This is a genomic window from Mesorhizobium subarcticum (assembly GCF_055456085.1).
This window is the reverse complement of the sequence record NZ_CM144237.1, coordinates 6,456,356-6,472,348: the sequence shown is the minus strand read 5'-3', so window position 1 is coordinate 6,472,348 and position 15,993 is coordinate 6,456,356. Positions and strand designations below refer to the sequence as shown.

Genomic DNA, 15,993 nt, shown 5'->3' with positions numbered 1-15,993 from the left:
AGACGTCAGAGCACGGTCTTCCGTGTAACGGAACGGTGCCCGGATTGAAGATTAAAAGTAAGATGGTCCGCCAGCTAGGCTTATCGATCTAAGCCCTATCGAGCTAATTGAGTTAATGGCAAAATAGGGACAATATGTTGCTTGCCGAGCTCAGCAAAAAAGTCACCTCCTGCTGGGATTTGCCTCGGATTGTTTGCCGAATCTCGCCTTCCCCCCCGAAGCCTGTCGGCAGGCGGGGCGGACCCGGTGTCCCCAGGGTCCGCCCTTTTTTAGAATTCTGATCCGGTACTGCGATAGGCAAGTCTCGCGCGAGGTATTGGCGTGGGTCGATCTCCACACAGCGCGGACAATTCTGTCCGTAGTGCCTGCGACGTAACGGGACACAAGCGATCTGGACGAGGCGGTGACCGCTCTCTCACGGAACGGCCGATACAGGCTTCGCTACCGGGCGAGCGAACCGCCTACGATCTAGTTCTTGCCGCCTGCTAGCTGTGCGTCCAGGGCGTCGGCGATGGCCTGCATGAGGGGGCGGCGATAGTGCGGGTTCGGCATTGTAGCCTGCGCTTTTACCATTCCTCCAGTATCAGGCGCCTTCCCAAAAGATGGCGGTAAAGCTGAACGCTGAACGTGCCAGGCATTGATGTAAAGCGCCCTTAGAACCGTGTCGCGCTTTGGCCTACAATGACGTGCAAATAGGCGGGTGAACCAGCCGCGATGGATGAATTTTAAAATCCAGTATCGCTCGCGGCGTGCCGCATGGCCTTTTCTTAGACAATCTGGCGCAGCCAGCGGTTCGGAATGGAATTGCCGCTGGTCTTGTCTTTGGCCATTGCATGACGAGGCCTTCCGACTCCACTGCACCCCGTCGCTGGGTTGAAGCTTGGCGAATGCGTCGGATCCGGACGGCAGTGCCGGTGCGGTTAGACACTCATTGCGGATGGGTCTGCTCTGAGGTACCTTGCACATTCGGATGAGGAAGGTGCCTGCTGCCGCGACGGTTTTCAGTCTTTTTCCTGTTGCTGTTTCGGCGGATTGTGAGTTCTTCAACAGACCTTGATACCGCAATCTGGGGAGCTTGTGGTCGTCAGGTCGCGGCGGTTGAGGCGGTTGCCATGCTCCGGCTTTGCGGATTCATCGCGGTTTTCCTCGTGGCCGCCTTCACGACCTTCGATGCGTCGGCCGATCGAAGGGTCGCGCTGGTGATCGGTAATTCCGAGTACCGGGAAATCCCCGCCCTCAAGAATCCTGACAAGGATGCCGAGGACGTATCCAAGACGTTTCGGCTGGCCGGCTTCGAAGTGTTCGTCGCCAAGGACCTCACAAAGCTGCAGTTCGAGGAGCAGTTCCGCAACTACCTTGCGGCGGCGGACGGCGCCGATCTGTCTGTTGTCTACTATTCCGGTCACGGCTTTCAGATTGGTGGCGAGAATTTCCTGATCCCCGTCGATGCCTCGCTGAAGAATGCGGCCGACATAGAGGTCCAGGCGATCAAGCTGGATGATGTCCTGCAGCAATTGCGCGCGAAATCGAAGATCCAGGTGATCATCCTCGACGCCTGTCGCAACAACCCGTTTCCGCGCAAGGATTATTGGTTGAGGGACCAGCTGATCACGGCCGGCAACACCGGTCTTGCACAGGTCAAAAGCTCGCTGAATACGCTGATCGCCTTTGCCACCGAGCCAGGGGCGGTCGCCTATGATGGAGGGGGAGACCTCAGCCCGTTTTCGTCCGCATTTTCGCGCCGGGCGCTGGCGCCGAACCAAGAGATACGCACGGTCATGGCCGCGGTGCGCCGGGATGTGGTCGAGGCCACCGACGGCAAGCAGGTCCCCTGGGAAAACTCCTCGCTCATTGACGATGTTGTCCTGATGCGCCGTGCCAGCCGGCCTTCGCTGCCGCCGGTTCTTGAGAAAGTCGTGCCGTCGGGTGTCGGGCCTGTTGCCCTTGACCTGCCGGAACCGGTCGATGTCGATGGCGGCTCCATCACTGTCAGCGTCGAAAGGCCGCCCGCGCTCGGACGCCTGCTGCTAGACGGCAGGGCCGTCGCGGTCGGCGAAGAGATCCAGGGCGTGGACCTGCCACGCCTGAAGATGGATGTGCCCAAGGGCGCCGGTGCGCCCGAAGAGGTGGACATGCTGGCCTACGCCACGCATGACAATTGGGGTGGCGAAGCCCGGGGCATCATGGTGTTCCGTGTCAAGGATGGCCAGGGCGCCCAAGGCGAACAGATTGTGGCTTCGCTCGAAACCGAGCAGAAGCAGCAGGTGCTGGAGCGGGGCATCCATATTACCGGCGCCGCCGAGGCGATCGAAAACCGCGAGATCAGCATCCCGGTTGGCGTCGGCCCGGTTCCGCTGAAGCTGGACTTCCCGACAAACGATCCCACGGTCAGCCTGAAACTCGCGAGCTATCCGGCAACCGGGACCCTGTCCCTGCCTGATCGTGCCCTGCCGCCGGAGTCGAGCCTGATGGCGGACGAGGTCGACCAGCTGCGCTACGAACCCCAGATCGGTGCTGCCCAACCGGTCGAGGTCGGCTTCGAAATCCGCGCCGACAGCAATTCATCCAAGCCCGCCACCATGAAGCTGTCGCCACGCGTCGATCCTTGCGACCAGGCCGCCGGCGAGCCTCTCGACCTGCAAGGCGTCGTCGCCGGCCTGCTGCCGAATGAAATCGGCACCGAGGCCGTGAAGGCCTGCGAGGCGGCGGTGAAGGCCTATCCCGACGTCGCCCGCTTCCGGTACGAACTGGGCCGAGCGCTGCTGGCAGCCGGCAAGGTCGAAGACGCGAAAAAAGCCATCCAGGCGGCCGCCGACAAAGGCCACGTCCGCGCCATGTTCGAGCTTGGCTACTTCAACGCGACAGGTACGGGAATGCCCATAGACCGCAAGCAGGCCAATAGCTTTTACGCGGCGGCATCCGACAAGGGCGATCCTTACGGAATGACTTCATGGGGACGTGCCCTGTTCAATGGCTATGGCGTCGAGCGCGACACCGTCAAGGGGCTGGACCTGCTGCTCAAGGCGGCCGCCATGGGCCATACCTACGCGATGAATGATCTTGCCGCGATCTTCACGGAGGGCCGCAATGGCGTGCCCGCCGATCCAGCCCGCGCCGTGGCCTTTCTGAAGGCAGGCGTGGAGCGGCAGGACATGTATTCGATGAACCTGCTCGGCCGCAACTACTTGGCCGGTGTGGGCGTCGGGAAGGATCCCCGGCAAGCGCAGGGGCTTTTCCAGAAGGCCATGGATCTCGGCCAGCCTTACGCTCCGGCTAGCCTGGCCCGCATGTATCGGGATGGTGTCGGCGTCGGGCAGAACCTTGATGAAGCGCAAAGACTGTTCGAGTTGGCCACGGCACGCGGCGATCAGTCCGGCGCATATGATCGCGCGGCTCTCGAAATGCAGAAGGGCGACAAGGCCGACCAAGCGATAGCGGTGCGTTATCTGGCCTTCGCGGTCGCACTTGACCTTCGCAAGGAATTACCGGGCGCCCAAGCGACGCTGACAAAATTCGGAGCGAAGGCGAAAACGGCGGCGCTCAAGCAATTGCGTGGCGAACTCAAGTCGAAGATCCCGGCGAACGGCTCGCTGGACGACCAACTAGTCACCACGGCCAGAGCGGTCTGGGAGCAAGCAAATCCGCGTCGGGACCTGTTTTGATCAATGAGGAGGCGATAGTGGGCAGGGCAATGAAAATGGTGGGCACAGCAATGAAGCAGACACTGATTGCGACCGTTCTGGCCAGTGCTCTGGCAGCGCTAACCGGCTGCATGTCCGTCGCGCCCTAGCCCGAACCGGCGGTGACGACGACGAGGCACCGGCCGAAGCTGGTTCGCACGACGTCCACGCCAAAGATCAACCAGCAGAAGAAGGTCACCGCCAAGAAAGTTGTCAAGCCGGTTGAGGACACGGCACCAGTCGTCGTTCCAGCTTTGGGCGGCGGTGGGACTGGTGGTGGTACCGGTGGTGGTGGCGGCTGGGGATAAGCGTTTGAAGGCAAGTCAGGGTCGGCCCCGTCATTTGGCAGACCAATCCCGCGTCCTCGGCCTTGACTAGAGGACCAACTCCAACTGCTCGCCAAGAGAGCGCAAGTACTCTATGCTCCGATAGCATTTGCGCGGTGTCAGTGTCGATACGGTTGTCCTGGGCAGGGGCGTTCCATGTACGAAGTCGTCGCATTCTGGTGGAAGATTATGTCGAAAGGCCCCGCTGCAAGGGCCCTTGGCCTGATCGTCGCGCTATTCGGCCTGTTGCTGCTCGGACCGCAAGCCGCCAGCGCAGCGCCGAACTGGACGCTCGATCCCGCCGCTTCGGTGATCACCTATCAGTCGGTCAAGAAGAACACGATTGTCGAGACCAACAAGATCAGGAACATCACCGGCACGCTTAGCGCGGCGGGCGATGCCAAGGTCACCTTCGATCTCAATTCGGTCGATACCGGCGTCGACCTGCGCAATGTGCGCATGCGCTTCCTGTTCTTCGAGACATTCAAATACCCGACGGCCGAGCTGACGGCGAAGGTGGATCCCGCCGCATTTGCCGACCTCGCGACAAAGCGCAGGGTGAAGGCAACGCTGCCATTCCGCCTCAATCTGCACGGCGTCGACAAGGATCTCGAGGCCAGCGTCGTCGTCACCATGATCAGCGACACCATGGTGTCTGTTGCTTCGGAGGCCCCGGTCGCTGTCCATGTTGAGGATTTCGGCCTGTTGCCGAACGTCGACAAGCTGCAGCAGGCGGCCAATGTCACCAACATCGTTCCCACCGCGTCGGTATCGTTCGATTTCGTCTTCGCCGCCGACGGCAGCAAGCCGGCCACTACCCAGGCCGCCGCGGCGAACTCGACTGATGTGGGGCCTGTTACCACCGATGCCGCCAAGGCGAACTTCAGCGACGAGGAGTGCCTGAACCGGTTCGCCGTGCTTTCGCGCACCGGCGCCATTTACTTCCGGCCGGCCAGCGCGCGGCTCGATGCAAAGAGCCGGCCGCTGCTTGAAGAGGTCGAAGGTGTCGTCGGCAAATGCCCGGGCCTGAAGGTCGAGGTCTCCGGTTATACCGATTCCGACGGCTCGCCGGAGGCGAATAAGCAATTATCCGAACGGCGGGCCCAGGCGGTCGCCAATGCCATTGTTGCCGCGGGGATTGCGCGCACGCAGATAACGGCGACCGGGTATGGCGAGGAGCGGCCGGTTGCTGCCAACGATACGCCCAAGAACAAGGCGCTCAATCGGCGGATCGAGTTTTCCGCGACCAAGCTTTGAGGGTGCGGTGAGGTCCGGTCTGATCGCCCGCTGCGGCGGCCTCTATCGCGCGGCCGGTCTGGCAGTGCTCGCCCTGCTGTTGACTGTGACGGCCGCCAGCGCCGAGCGCCGCGTCGCCCTTGTCCTCGGCAACGCCCAGTATCAGCACGCGGCACCCCTCGCCAATCCGGTGCGCGACGCCCAGGCCATGGCCGATCGCCTGAAGAATCTCGACTTCGAGGTGGTTTCCGGATTCAACCAGACCAAATCGCAGACGCAGGCAACGATCGCCCAGTTCGCAAAACAGGTGCGCGGCGCCGATATCGCGCTGTTCTTCTACGCCGGCCACGGCTTGCAGGTTTCGGGCAAGAACTACCTGCTTCCGGTCGACGCCGCGCTGGAGGACGAGACCTCGCTCGACTTCGAGGCCGTGTCGGTTGATTTCATTCTGCGCCAGATGTCGCGCGAGACCAGCATCAGGCTGGTGCTTCTCGACGCTTGCCGCGACAATCCTCTTGCCGAAGTGCTGGCCAAGACCGCGGGCGTCCATGGTGCGATGAGCGGTCTGGCCGAGATCCCGATCGAGAATGGTGGCGCCGGCACGCTCGTCGCTTTCGCCGCCAGTCCCAATCAACTCGCCTATGACGGGTCGGGCGAGCACTCGCCGTTCACCGCCGCACTGCTTCAGCACATCGGCGAAACCAACGTCTCCATCACAGAGGCGATGAACCGGGTGACCGGTGACGTCTTCAAGGCAACCGCCGGCAAGCAGCGCCCCTGGCTCAACGTTTCGCTGACCACGGAGGTCGTCCTGCACAAGGTCGATCTCAATGCGCCATTGATCGTGGGTGAGGCGAGCGCACCTCAGGCCGAAGGCGGCTCCGATGCGCGCAACACCAGCGCGGCTAGTGCGTCAGGCCAGAGCAACGACCAGCTTGCGCTCGATGTGCTGCGCCAGAAAATCCCCAAACTGGCGTCGGATGCCCCGATCCTTTTCAATCATCCGATCGACTTCGGCGATGCGGCGATCGACGGCAAGAGCATCGCCGAACTGATCAAGGGCAAGCCCCTGTTCAGCCCGGTGGAGGGGTTGGACAAGTCGATCTGGGAAGGCAAGCACTGCGACGGCTGCCATGAATGGAACGAGGCCCGGCTGTGCGATCAGGCGAAGAATTTCGCCGCCAATGATGTCTCTGTCTTGCGCCTGCAACATCCGCTGGGAACACGCTTCAAGGTGGCGCTGGCCAAATGGGCGCAAGGCGGCTGCAAGTAAGCGGCTCTAATAGGCATCAGCCGATTGGCGCGCCTCGATCTCGGCCATCTGGATGCCCATTTCGACAAATGCCGAAAGAACCGCAAACCGGTCCGCGAGAGCGACACGCGCCAGGCCGTTCAGAATCCCGGCATTGACGGCGTGGGCAGCAGGTAATGGCTGCAAGGCCGGTGTTATCGTCGCGTCCATGGCCGAACTATTGTCCCGCCATCCGGCAGCCAGCAGAATCCAGCCGACCGGCGTTGTTGCTGGTCTCGTCGCGGCCGTGCGGACGGCTGCCTGATGGCGGGGATTGTCCGGTTCAGCCACCCAGTCGCGAACATGCGCAAGCAATTCCTGATCGGTTCCATCGAACAGCTCCGTCAGATGGCTCAGGCATTCATGCGCCCACCAGACCGCGGCCCGCTCGGCAAGCAGGTAGGCACAGAATGTGATCGCTTCTTCGGGAATGCGCCCGGCCAGCAGCTCGCGGCAAAACGCGATGGAGTTTTGGTCGGTTGGAAGGGTTCTCATGTCCTCGGCAATAGCCGGACAAGCCGTGAAAAGATCTCGTGCCGTCTTGAATCGGAGCCCATTGGCCATGACCGCCACGCTTTCATCGAGAAGCCTTGGTCACTCAAGCCTCAGGCGCGGCGCGGGTCAAGTCTCGACCAATGATCCGGCAACAGCCAACGGCACTATCGTGCCGCCGGCGTTTATCGACAGACAATTGCCTTGGAATTGGGTATGATCGCCATCATCGAAACCGGATGCTCAAGGGAGTAACCGCTATGCAGTGGGGTAGTTCAGCCTTTATGTTGGCGGTCGTGTTTTTCTCGACCCACGCTTCCGCCGACCCCGTTCAGAAATCAGAAGACATCGTGAAGTTTTTTGCCGGCGCGGCCGATCTCGGTAAGTCGCGGGGAATTTGCGTCGGCACCGAGGAGGAGTGCAAGAGCAAGACCAAGGCAAAGGACGCGCCGGGGGAAAAATCCAGTCTCGATATGCTGATCAATTTCGGCCTGGATTCGGCCGCACTCGACACCACCGCGCGCGCTGAACTTGACGAGTTCGCCAAGGCGCTGAAGGATAGCCGGCTGAGCACGTTCAGCTTCGTCGTCGAAGGTTACACCGACGCCACTGGCACGGTGCATTACAATGAGGGCCTGTCGCAACGACGAGCGAAATCGGTGGCAGCCTTCCTGACGGCTAGCGGCGTCGAGGCTTCCCGTATCAACGCGATTGGGATGGGTGAAAAGAATCCGCGCAGCCCCAACCCGTATGATCCGGTCAACCGCCGCGTGGAAATGCGGATTAAGGCGCAGTAACGCGCGGCGGTCAGTGTTTGAGCACGCTGCCCACGGCCACACCAGCGCCGAAGATCAGTGCCCTGGCGAGGAAATTGTCCCGCGGCGGAGCAGGTTCATCCCGCCGCACCATGATCTCGCGGTCGCGCCACTTCTGAGCGACCTGCCGTTGTTTGCGGGGTCCTTGTGCCACCGGCTTCATCGTGCGGGCCTTCTGCACGATGGGCTTCTTCGGCTGTGCCGTACGGGCTTGATCGGCGGCATATCTGGCGCGCACGGCTGCCATTATCGGATCTGACTGGATCACGAGGAACGCCAGTTGCTCGCTCGTCAGATAGGTGGTTTGCGGCAGTCCGTTATCGGCTTGCCAGATGCCGATCGCCTCACGAGTCTGAGAGCCCAGGGTTCCGTCGATGTGCCCAATCACGTTGCCCAACGCTTCGAGCCGCAACTGCAGGTCGATGCGACCCTGGCGGTCGAGGCCGATCGCACTTTCGGACAATTCGGTGCCCGGCGTCTGCTTCACCTCGTCCGGAACGCTGACAGAGGTCCGCACGGCAGAGCTGGAACTGGCGTTCGCCTGGTTCGTATCCAGTGCCGCGACCTGCCGGTTTTGAGCGTTCGGACCGTTCAATTCGTCGATGTTCAACCGCGCCACGGTGGCGAAGCGACCGTTCGGAAACTGGTCGAGATAGGCTTGGTAGAACGGCCCGGAATTGTGCTTCGAAGCTTCATCCCAAAGACGTTGCTCAACTTCCCAGGAAAGAGAACCATTGGCGACAGGGGCAGGGGCGGATGTCGCGGATGCGTCGGCTACCGGATTTACGGCCGGCGGCGCCGCAGCGGCGACGGGTTTACCCAGGAAAACCTCGCGTCCCAGCGATGCGTTATGCCACGGCCGCTGGCGACCTTGCGTGGTTTCGGTCACCTCGCCGCGCACGCGCGTCAGCGCGCTCTGGATTTCGACGCCAGGTTCGGTCAGATGCTTGGCGAGCGCGGTGGAGTAAGGACTGTCGGCCCCGTCGCCGTCGAAGGCGATGGCGCCCGGATCCGTTGCATAGGCAATAAGCAGGCCACCAGTACCGACGCCGTCCGATCTTGCTTCGACCGGTGCCAGGCCGGTGCCCAACGAGGTGGATCGGCTTTTCGGCAGCGAGGCCGCCAGCGTCCTTGCCAGCGGATTGTCGCGGCAAGCGTCGAGGATGATGACGCCGATCGCCGGGTCGGGCGGCAGCGCGGCCATGAAGTCGTCGATCTGAATGGTGCGCGTCTTGAGATAGGCCGGCGATGTCAAATCGGCGTCGACCGGTATCAGGTAGTTCTTGCCGTCGACCTGCATGCCGTGACCGGCATAGAAAATGACCGCCAGGTCGGCGTCGTAGGCTTGCTCGGTGAACCGGCTGATGAGGCTGTGCATGCCGGCATTGTCCTGATCGACCCCTTCGATCACCTCGAAGCCGGCATTGCGCAGCGTCGATGCGATAAGGCGGGCATCGTTGGCGGGGTTGGGCAAGGTAACCGCATGGACATAGTTGCTGTTGCCGATCACCAGCGCGACGCGCTTGGCGTCAGGCACGGCTGCCTCGGCGCCGAAGGCGGCAACGAAAGCCAGGATAATCCCGCTCAGAAAGACTGTGATCGTTTTCATGGACCAGCCCTCTACCCACTGGGGGCACTGTTGATGTCTGCGGATGCCAGATTTCGTCGGCGACTGGGTCGCTTGTGCCAAAAATGGCTCCTTGGACATATGTGGTCCTGAGCGCAACTTTGGTTCACGGAGGCCCGAGGGATAGTGACACCAATGGCCTGAGGGGCTGATGCCGCACGGGCCGGGTCAAAGCGTATTCTGAATCGAGCTGATGAGGGCGGTGACGGCCTGCTTGTATTTTTCGAACTCCGGCGAAGTCTGGCGGATCTCCGTAGTCGTCGTCGGCGGGTTGGCGTCGGTGGCCACACGGCTCAGCTTCTGGCCCATCTTCCTTTCGGCCCAGTCCACCACATAGCTGGCTGTCTTGCCCGTGAGAAACGGGTTGGCCTGGATGACGGCGGACCCCAGCACGGCGCTCAATTGTGCCGAACCTGGCGCCGACAGCACCTGATGCGCGCCTTCCATTCCCAGGAAATGACAGAGGTAGAGCCGGCCGGCCGTGATCTGGTGACCGCGCGCCCGAAGATACGCTTCGCCCTCGCGCGCCAGGTTGCGAACCATCTCGCGCGAGATCGTGGCGTCGTAGCGCAGGGCGAGCAGGTCGGCGGTCGACAGCGAGCGCGCGAGGTCCGGACGGTAGGTATTCATCATCCGAATCCAGGTCTTCGTTATGAACTGGCCGGCGCCGGTCGCCGAGGAATTCGGGTTCTTGGCGCGGGCGCTGCCGCCACTCTCGACATGAACGATCCGCTCGGTCAGCGTTTCGACGGCGACATCGCCGGAATTGCCAGAATTGCCGGAATTGCCAGTCTCGTAGGTGGCGACCGTGGTGACCGTCCCTAGCGGATCGATCGCCTCGCCGTTCTGGTAGAGCTCGAAATGCAGATGCGGGCCGGTCGAAAGCCCAGTGGTGCCGATGTAGCCAATGACGTCGCCGGCCTTCACCTTGGTGCCGACGCCGCTCGCGATGGCGAATTTTTGCATATGCGCGTAGCGCGTCTCGCGCCCGTTCGCATGCGAGATCTTCACCAGATTGCCATAGCTGCCGCCATCGCCCTGGAAGCTGATCTCGCCGTCGAAGGCCGCCATGATCGGCGTGCCGACAGGGGCTGCCCAATCGACACCCTTGTGGATACGAACGACGCCCAGGATCGGGTGCTTGCGTGGGCCGAAGGTCGAGGTCATGACCCCGTTCACCGGCGTGACCATGCCGTTGGCGACAGTCAGCGAGCGCACCTCGTCATTGCCGGTAACGCAGGCGAACTGGCCGTCGCTTTGCTGGAAGACGAAACAGTCGATGGTCTTCTCACCGCCCTGGACGCCGACATAAAGGACCCGCCCGGACGTTTCTTCCTTGCCGCGCGGCGTCTGCGAGTAGATCAGCACCAGGCGCTGGTCCTCGCTGGCAAAAGCGTCGAGGTCCTGTCCTCGCGACAGGTACATGATCGCTTCGCCGATGACGCCGGTCGGAACCTTGTTGCGCGCAGCCGTCGAATAGATCGCATCGAGCAGGCGGTATTGACGCTTGGGCCCGCCTTGATCGGCACCGGAGTAGTTGAACAGATCCTCGCGCACCCAGGGATCGACACCCGACACGAAGGCGCCCGCGGCGTTGCGCGTCAGCGTGCCGACGAAGACATTCTTGGCGTAGATCGAGACCTGCATGAGCGACATCGTCGTCGTCTCGCGGTTCGGCCGGAATCCGCGCATTGCGACGACATAACCCGCTTCCAGGCCGTCCCGGTTGAAGAGCGCCTTCAAAGCTTCGCCCGCCAGCTTGGCATCGTCGGCGGAGAAATGCGCATCGAGCGCAACGCTGTCCAGGCTGCGGTCGTTGAGGATTTTCACGAAGGTGTCTTCGGTCGCCTCGAAGCGCTGGTACTCGCTGGTGGCGGTTGCGACGGTCGTATTGTTCTCGATCTGGGTCTTCTTGAAGGCGGGCAGCGCTGCCTCGCCCTGATCGATGGTCTCTCCCCAGCCGGCCTCCGGGTCGTCGGCATCCGCCTTGGGCGCCGAACCGGCCGGGGCTTCGCTCGCATCGGGTGCCGCCAGGTCATTTTCCAGGTCGCCCTGCTGGTCGTTCGGTGCCACCGGCGGGGCAGGCGGAGCGGCCTGCTCGGTGGGTGCGGCAGCCGGCGATGTCGGAGCGGTCCGCCGCTGTGCCTGGAAGAAGGCGAAGTCCTCCTGCGTCGACGGGATCGTCGTCATGAACTTTTCGCTGGCACTCAGCATGACGTCGGAGAGGATCTCGATCTGCGGTGAGGCGCCGGAACTGTCGAGCTCGGCCGGGCGCGCCACCGCATGACCCTTGCTTGCCGTGTCGGCATCGGGCGCTAGCGTAATCCACATCGGGTCTCCGGCCAGGTCGATAATGGCAGGCACATAGACGGATGCATCGGCCGGCACGTCGTCGGCGCCTTCGACCGCGTGCAATTCCTCGTCCTCGTCGCCGAACGACCAATAGTCCGCGGTGAGATAGAAGCCGGCGGCGATCGACAGCAGGACAACTACGGCGAGGCCGGCAATGAGCCGGCGCCAAAGCATGCGCCTGCGCAGCGCGGCGCGCGCCAGTTTTTTCTCCCTGAAGCTGGTGTCGATACTGTGCGTCACGGATTGCTTCCGGTCAGGAAGAAGGTCCACCGCGCCTGTTCAAGCGTATCGACTTCGAGAAATTGCGCCGCGATATGGCCGCGCTGCCAGCACTCATCGATGCCGCGGATCGAAAACCGCCGCCGCTCGATGCACATCTCGGTCGACCCGGCCAGGATCGCATGGCCAAAGACATCCGTCGCATAGATGTAGATGTAGCGGTTCGTCAGTTCCTCGCGGATGACGTTCACACATTGATTTGCGCCGATGGTCCACCAGCCGTCGGTCTGGTCCGCATTGTCGACCTTCTGGCCGACCGCGAGATTGACGACGTCGAGCGTCTGGTTGCAGACCGTGAATTCGGCGCGCGCTTCGCTGGACGACAGCACAGCCAGCAGTGCCGCTCCTGCCATGACCGCAAGCTTCATGCGGCCCGTCAGGGCAACCAGGGCTCGAGCCGGCTCACGCTGCCCTGAGGGCAGGTCGGCGGACGAGTTGGGCAAACACGAGCGGCAGCGTTCCATCGGGCGCCCATGCTATCCGCCGAGCCGGAAATACTTGGCAGTGGCTGAAAATTGCGATCCGTCGGTCTCGATCTCTTCGAGAATCTTGGGCAGCAGCACCGAGGCCGGCGTCGGCGTCGAGAAGGCCGCCGCCTGGATATCCTGCGGACCCGTGATCACCATTATGATCTGCGGCACGGCCTTCCCGGCGGCTTTGTCGGCGGCGCCGAGGCCAATCGGGATGCTGAAGGTGGCCTTGTCGGATTGTGCGACGATGCGGTCGTCGAGATTGAACACCATGCCCTTGTGATCGATCAGCAGGACGCTGGAAATGAGCCCGCCATGCGTCACCAGCGTGCCGCTGATCGGCGTACCATCAGGCACCGAAGTCCGGTCGAGAGCAAGCTGCGGCTTGTCGGTTCCAGTCTGCCCGAGAAAGCGCAGAAAGTTCGTGACCTCGCATTGGCTCGGCTCGATGAGGCGGACGCTGATGTCCGGCTCGACATGGAATTTTGCCTGGAAATCGCCCAGCATCCGTTCGAATGGCTGGACCGCCGTGCCAAAGCCCTCGATCGCGGCGGCCTTGTCGGTCGATGACGTCATGGTCGCATAGAAACAGTCGCCACCGCCGAAGTCGCGAACCCAGGAGACACGTTGCGCGCTATCGTCAAGGACCGGGGGGATCGCCGGTTTGGGCACGTTCAACGCAACGACTGGTTGGTCCGGCTGTTTGGTCGGCGGTGGCGAAGCGTCTTGGTCCTCGGCGTTAGCGGCATCCGTCTGGCTCGCGGTGGGCGCCGGCACGGTCGCCTTGGGCGCTGGCGGCTGGCTGATCTGCGGCTCGGGCTTTGGGGTCTCCACAACCCTTGGCGCGACCGGCGGCGGTATTGCGGTCTTCTCGGCAGGTGGGGCCGGAGTTGTCGCCTCAGGCGCTGGAACTGCCGTTTGACTGTTGCTGGCCATCGTATCCGGCCGGATTGCCGGCGATGCCGTTTCGGACGGCTGCTTCACCTTCGGTACGGATGGCTTCGAAGGTTCTTCAGTTTGCGGGGAGGCAGTGGGCTTCACCGGCTCCGGCGCTTGCACAGGCTTGGCATCTGCCTGGCTTTCAGCTGGTGGCGCGCTCGCCTCTGTTTGTGGTTGCGCTGCCATTGCCGGCGGCTTCACGGGTTCCTCGGCCTGCGCGGGGATTTCGGCGGGCTTGGCCGGCAGAGGCTTTTGAGCCGCCGCGGCATCTGGCTGTTTTTCGGCCGGCGCGACGCTGGCCTCCGGCTGCGCGGGCGGAACCGTCTTTGCCGGTTCCGGGGCGTTCGCGACCTTGTCCGTCGGGGTCGGCTTCGACGTTTCCGCTACAGGCTTTGACGGTTCGGGCGAAAGCGACGTCTTGCCGGCAGTCGGCGTCGCCGGCGTCATGAAGCCACTCAGATACAGGCCCGTGCCCGAAGCGACGGCCAGCGCCGCCAGGGCAGCGATCGCGATGGTTCGGGTCTTCGCGGATTTTCCGGGGGCATTGCTCGCGGCTGTGCGCGGCGGGCTGGGGACGGCCTGAGGCTGCGGCTCCGACAAATGCGCGGGCCGGACATGCGGGACGAAGCGCTGTTCGCCCGGACCCGTTGCCGCCGGCGCGTCGTGCCCCGCGACATTGGAGGGCTGGGGCTGGGGATCAGGAACAAGGGTATGTCCCGCCGCTGGCAAAGCCGGACGGTCGCGGGGTGTCCTGGATGGCGGTGGCGTTGTCGCTTCGTCTTCGCCGCGCGTCATCCTGGCGATGTCAGCCATGCTGACTGGCCGGTCTTGCGGATCCGGCTGCAGCATGGCTTCGACGATGCCCCGAAAGTCGTCGTCGATATCGGAGAGATCAGGCACGGTCCGGCGCTTTTCGATGATCTCGTACTGTGATCCGCTCATGTCGATCGGCTTGCCGCGCAGGGCGGCGGCCAGCACCAGCCCAAGGCTGTAGATGTCGGATTGCTCGCTGACGTCGCCGCTGTACAGCCCGAGCTGTTCGGGTGAAACGTAGTTGTATTTTCCCGCGAACTTGCCGCCGATCAGCGTCTCCCCGCCCACCGTCGCTGATCGCGCGATGCCGAAATCGATGATCTTTGCGCGGTCTACCCGGCCCCCCGGCAGGATGATGTTGTCGGGCGACAGGTCGCGATGGATTGCTCCGGCCTGATGCACGGCGGCCAGGCCGGATGCGAGGCGATGGCAGAGCTTGCGCACCTCTTCCGTCGGCATCGGCCCCCTTCGCATGATGTCGAACAGCGACTCGCCGTCGACGAATTCCATGGCGAGGTAGGGACGGCCGATCCCGGGATCGATGGTGAAGACGTGGTATCGAACGACCGCGTCATGCGACAAATGGTTGAGGATCGAGGCCTCCTTGCGGAACAAGGACAGGATCGTCTGGTCACGGGCAAACTCGGGCAGCACAATCTTGATCGCGACGTGGTCGCCGGTCTGGATGTTGTGGCCGCGATAGACCTCGCCCATGCCGCCAAATGCGATCCGCTCGTCAAGTTCGTAGATGCCGCTGAGCTGCGTGCCGACCGCGGTGTTGGCCACCTGCGGCGATATTCGCGTCTTGTCATCGGCGCTCATCGGCCTCAGCCCTCCGCTCTGGACAGATCAGGGTGAAGCGATTGTCCATTGCGCCCGTTTCCGATCTTTACCAGCACAATGGTGACATTGTCCGTTCCGCCCCGCGTCAGCACCGTTTGCAAAAGATTTTCGCAGGCCGCCTGAGGCGTTGCCGACACCACCGCGGCCTCGATCTCCGCATCGGTGACATGTGCCGTCAGCCCATCGGTGGCCAGCACGAAAATGTCCCCCGGCATCAGTTCGCCCTGCTGAAAATCGATCACGAAGTCGTCGCTGACGCCGACCGCATGCGTGATGACGTTGCGGCGTGGCCAGGTCAGCGCCTCGGCCGCGCTGATCATCCCTCGATCCAGTAGTTCCTGCACTTCGGTGTGGTCTTTCGAAATCTGCGAGATCGCGGCGTTGCGGATCAGATAGACCCGGCTGTCGCCAGCCCACAGGCAGGCAAACCGTCCGTCCATCGCCAACAGGGCGGCGACCGTGGAGCCGATGGTGATGCCGCGCGATTCAGATATGCTGCGGATCTCGGCATTGGCCCGGCTCAGCCTGTCCTCGAAGCGCGCCCGCAGGTCCGGAGCGGAGCTTGCGATGCCTATCGTGGCCAGGTGGTCGACAATGCTGGCCGAGGCGACTTCTCCGGCCTCATGCCCGCCCATTCCGTCGGCCACCACCCAAAGCCCGGTTCGTGGCTCGAGCAGGTAGTTGTCCTCATTGTGCTCGCGGACACAGCCCTTGTGGCTCACGCCGAAACTGTCAAAGGGAAGGGCGACATCGCTCACCTTGCCACCAAACGCTTCTCAAGCGTCCTCTGCGGCGCACTCCCGGGCGCCCGCTCACGGCAGTCTGCCACA

General features: G+C 62.9%; 11 protein-coding genes. 5 read left to right on the top strand and 6 right to left on the bottom strand.

Features of this window, described 5'->3' with window-relative positions; genetic code table 11:
• Positions 1-1,112: 1,112 nt before the first annotated feature.
• The 4 genes from ACZYHG_RS31565 to ACZYHG_RS31550 all read left to right on the top strand — a co-directional run bounded on the left by ACZYHG_RS31565 (position 1,113) and on the right by ACZYHG_RS31550 (position 6,515).
• The gene (locus ACZYHG_RS31565) at positions 1,113-3,662 is read left to right on the top strand and encodes a caspase family protein (RefSeq protein WP_464611930.1); all 2,550 of its coding nucleotides are present in this window, start codon (positions 1,113-1,115) and stop codon (positions 3,660-3,662) included.
• A 140-nt stretch (positions 3,663-3,802) separates the two neighbouring features.
• A complete protein-coding gene (locus ACZYHG_RS31560) occupies positions 3,803-3,988 on the top strand; it encodes a hypothetical protein (RefSeq protein ID WP_464611929.1) in 186 nt (61 codons plus the stop codon).
• 174 nt (positions 3,989-4,162) lie between these two features.
• A complete protein-coding gene (locus ACZYHG_RS31555; RefSeq protein WP_464611928.1) occupies positions 4,163-5,263 on the top strand; it encodes an OmpA family protein in 1,101 nt (366 codons plus the stop codon).
• Between the two features lie 7 nt (positions 5,264-5,270).
• On the top strand, positions 5,271-6,515 hold the full coding sequence (locus ACZYHG_RS31550; protein ID WP_464611927.1) for a caspase family protein: 1,245 nt from the start codon (positions 5,271-5,273) through the stop codon (positions 6,513-6,515).
• A 6-nt stretch (positions 6,516-6,521) separates the two neighbouring features.
• Here ACZYHG_RS31550 and ACZYHG_RS31545 read toward each other — a convergent pair whose 3' ends face one another.
• A complete protein-coding gene (locus tag ACZYHG_RS31545; RefSeq protein WP_464611926.1) occupies positions 6,522-7,097 on the bottom strand; it encodes a DUF6931 family protein in 576 nt (191 codons plus the stop codon).
• 188 nt (positions 7,098-7,285) lie between these two features.
• Between ACZYHG_RS31545 and ACZYHG_RS31540 the strand changes: the two genes are divergently transcribed.
• Positions 7,286-7,822, top strand: coding sequence for an OmpA family protein (locus tag ACZYHG_RS31540; protein ID WP_464611925.1), 537 nt, complete (start codon positions 7,286-7,288; stop codon positions 7,820-7,822).
• Between the two features lie 10 nt (positions 7,823-7,832).
• On the opposite strand, the gene ACZYHG_RS31535 is transcribed toward ACZYHG_RS31540, so the two are convergent.
• The 5 genes from ACZYHG_RS31535 to ACZYHG_RS31515 form a co-directional block, all read right to left on the bottom strand.
• On the bottom strand, positions 7,833-9,449 hold the full coding sequence (locus ACZYHG_RS31535) for a caspase family protein (RefSeq protein WP_464611924.1): 1,617 nt from the start codon (positions 9,447-9,449) through the stop codon (positions 7,833-7,835).
• A gap of 186 nt (positions 9,450-9,635) precedes the next feature.
• Positions 9,636-12,059 carry a peptidoglycan DD-metalloendopeptidase family protein gene (locus ACZYHG_RS31530; protein ID WP_464611923.1) on the bottom strand — a complete coding sequence of 808 codons (2,424 nt, stop codon included), beginning with the start codon at positions 12,057-12,059 and terminating at the stop codon, positions 9,636-9,638.
• Positions 12,056-12,466 (bottom strand): DUF1036 domain-containing protein, encoded by a 411-nt coding sequence (locus ACZYHG_RS31525; RefSeq protein WP_023767725.1) that lies wholly within the window; start codon positions 12,464-12,466, stop codon positions 12,056-12,058. Before ACZYHG_RS31525 ends, ACZYHG_RS31530 begins: the two co-directional genes overlap by 4 nt.
• Positions 12,467-12,574: 108 nt before the next feature.
• A complete protein-coding gene (locus ACZYHG_RS31520) occupies positions 12,575-15,142 on the bottom strand; it encodes a serine/threonine-protein kinase (RefSeq protein WP_464611922.1) in 2,568 nt (855 codons plus the stop codon).
• Between the two features lie 5 nt (positions 15,143-15,147).
• A complete protein-coding gene (locus tag ACZYHG_RS31515; RefSeq protein ID WP_464611921.1) occupies positions 15,148-15,921 on the bottom strand; it encodes a PP2C family protein-serine/threonine phosphatase in 774 nt (257 codons plus the stop codon).
• Between the last annotated feature and the right edge of the window lie 72 nt (positions 15,922-15,993).

Bases quoted from the DNA above. Each gene is read 5' to 3' on its own strand.
- ACZYHG_RS31540 (WP_464611925.1), top strand. From the start codon at position 7,286: ATGCAGTGGGGTAGTTCAGCCTTTATGTTGGCGGTCGTGTTTTTCTCG.
- ACZYHG_RS31535 (WP_464611924.1), bottom strand. From the start codon at position 9,449: ATGAAAACGATCACAGTCTTTCTGAGCGGGATTATCCTGGCTTTCGTT.
- ACZYHG_RS31520 (WP_464611922.1), bottom strand. From the start codon at position 15,142: ATGAGCGCCGATGACAAGACGCGAATATCGCCGCAGGTGGCCAACACC.
- ACZYHG_RS31555 (WP_464611928.1), top strand. From the start codon at position 4,163: ATGTACGAAGTCGTCGCATTCTGGTGGAAGATTATGTCGAAAGGCCCC.
- ACZYHG_RS31545 (WP_464611926.1), bottom strand. From the start codon at position 7,097: ATGGCCAATGGGCTCCGATTCAAGACGGCACGAGATCTTTTCACGGCT.
- ACZYHG_RS31525 (WP_023767725.1), bottom strand. From the start codon at position 12,466: ATGAAGCTTGCGGTCATGGCAGGAGCGGCACTGCTGGCTGTGCTGTCG.
- ACZYHG_RS31565 (WP_464611930.1), top strand. From the start codon at position 1,113: ATGCTCCGGCTTTGCGGATTCATCGCGGTTTTCCTCGTGGCCGCCTTC.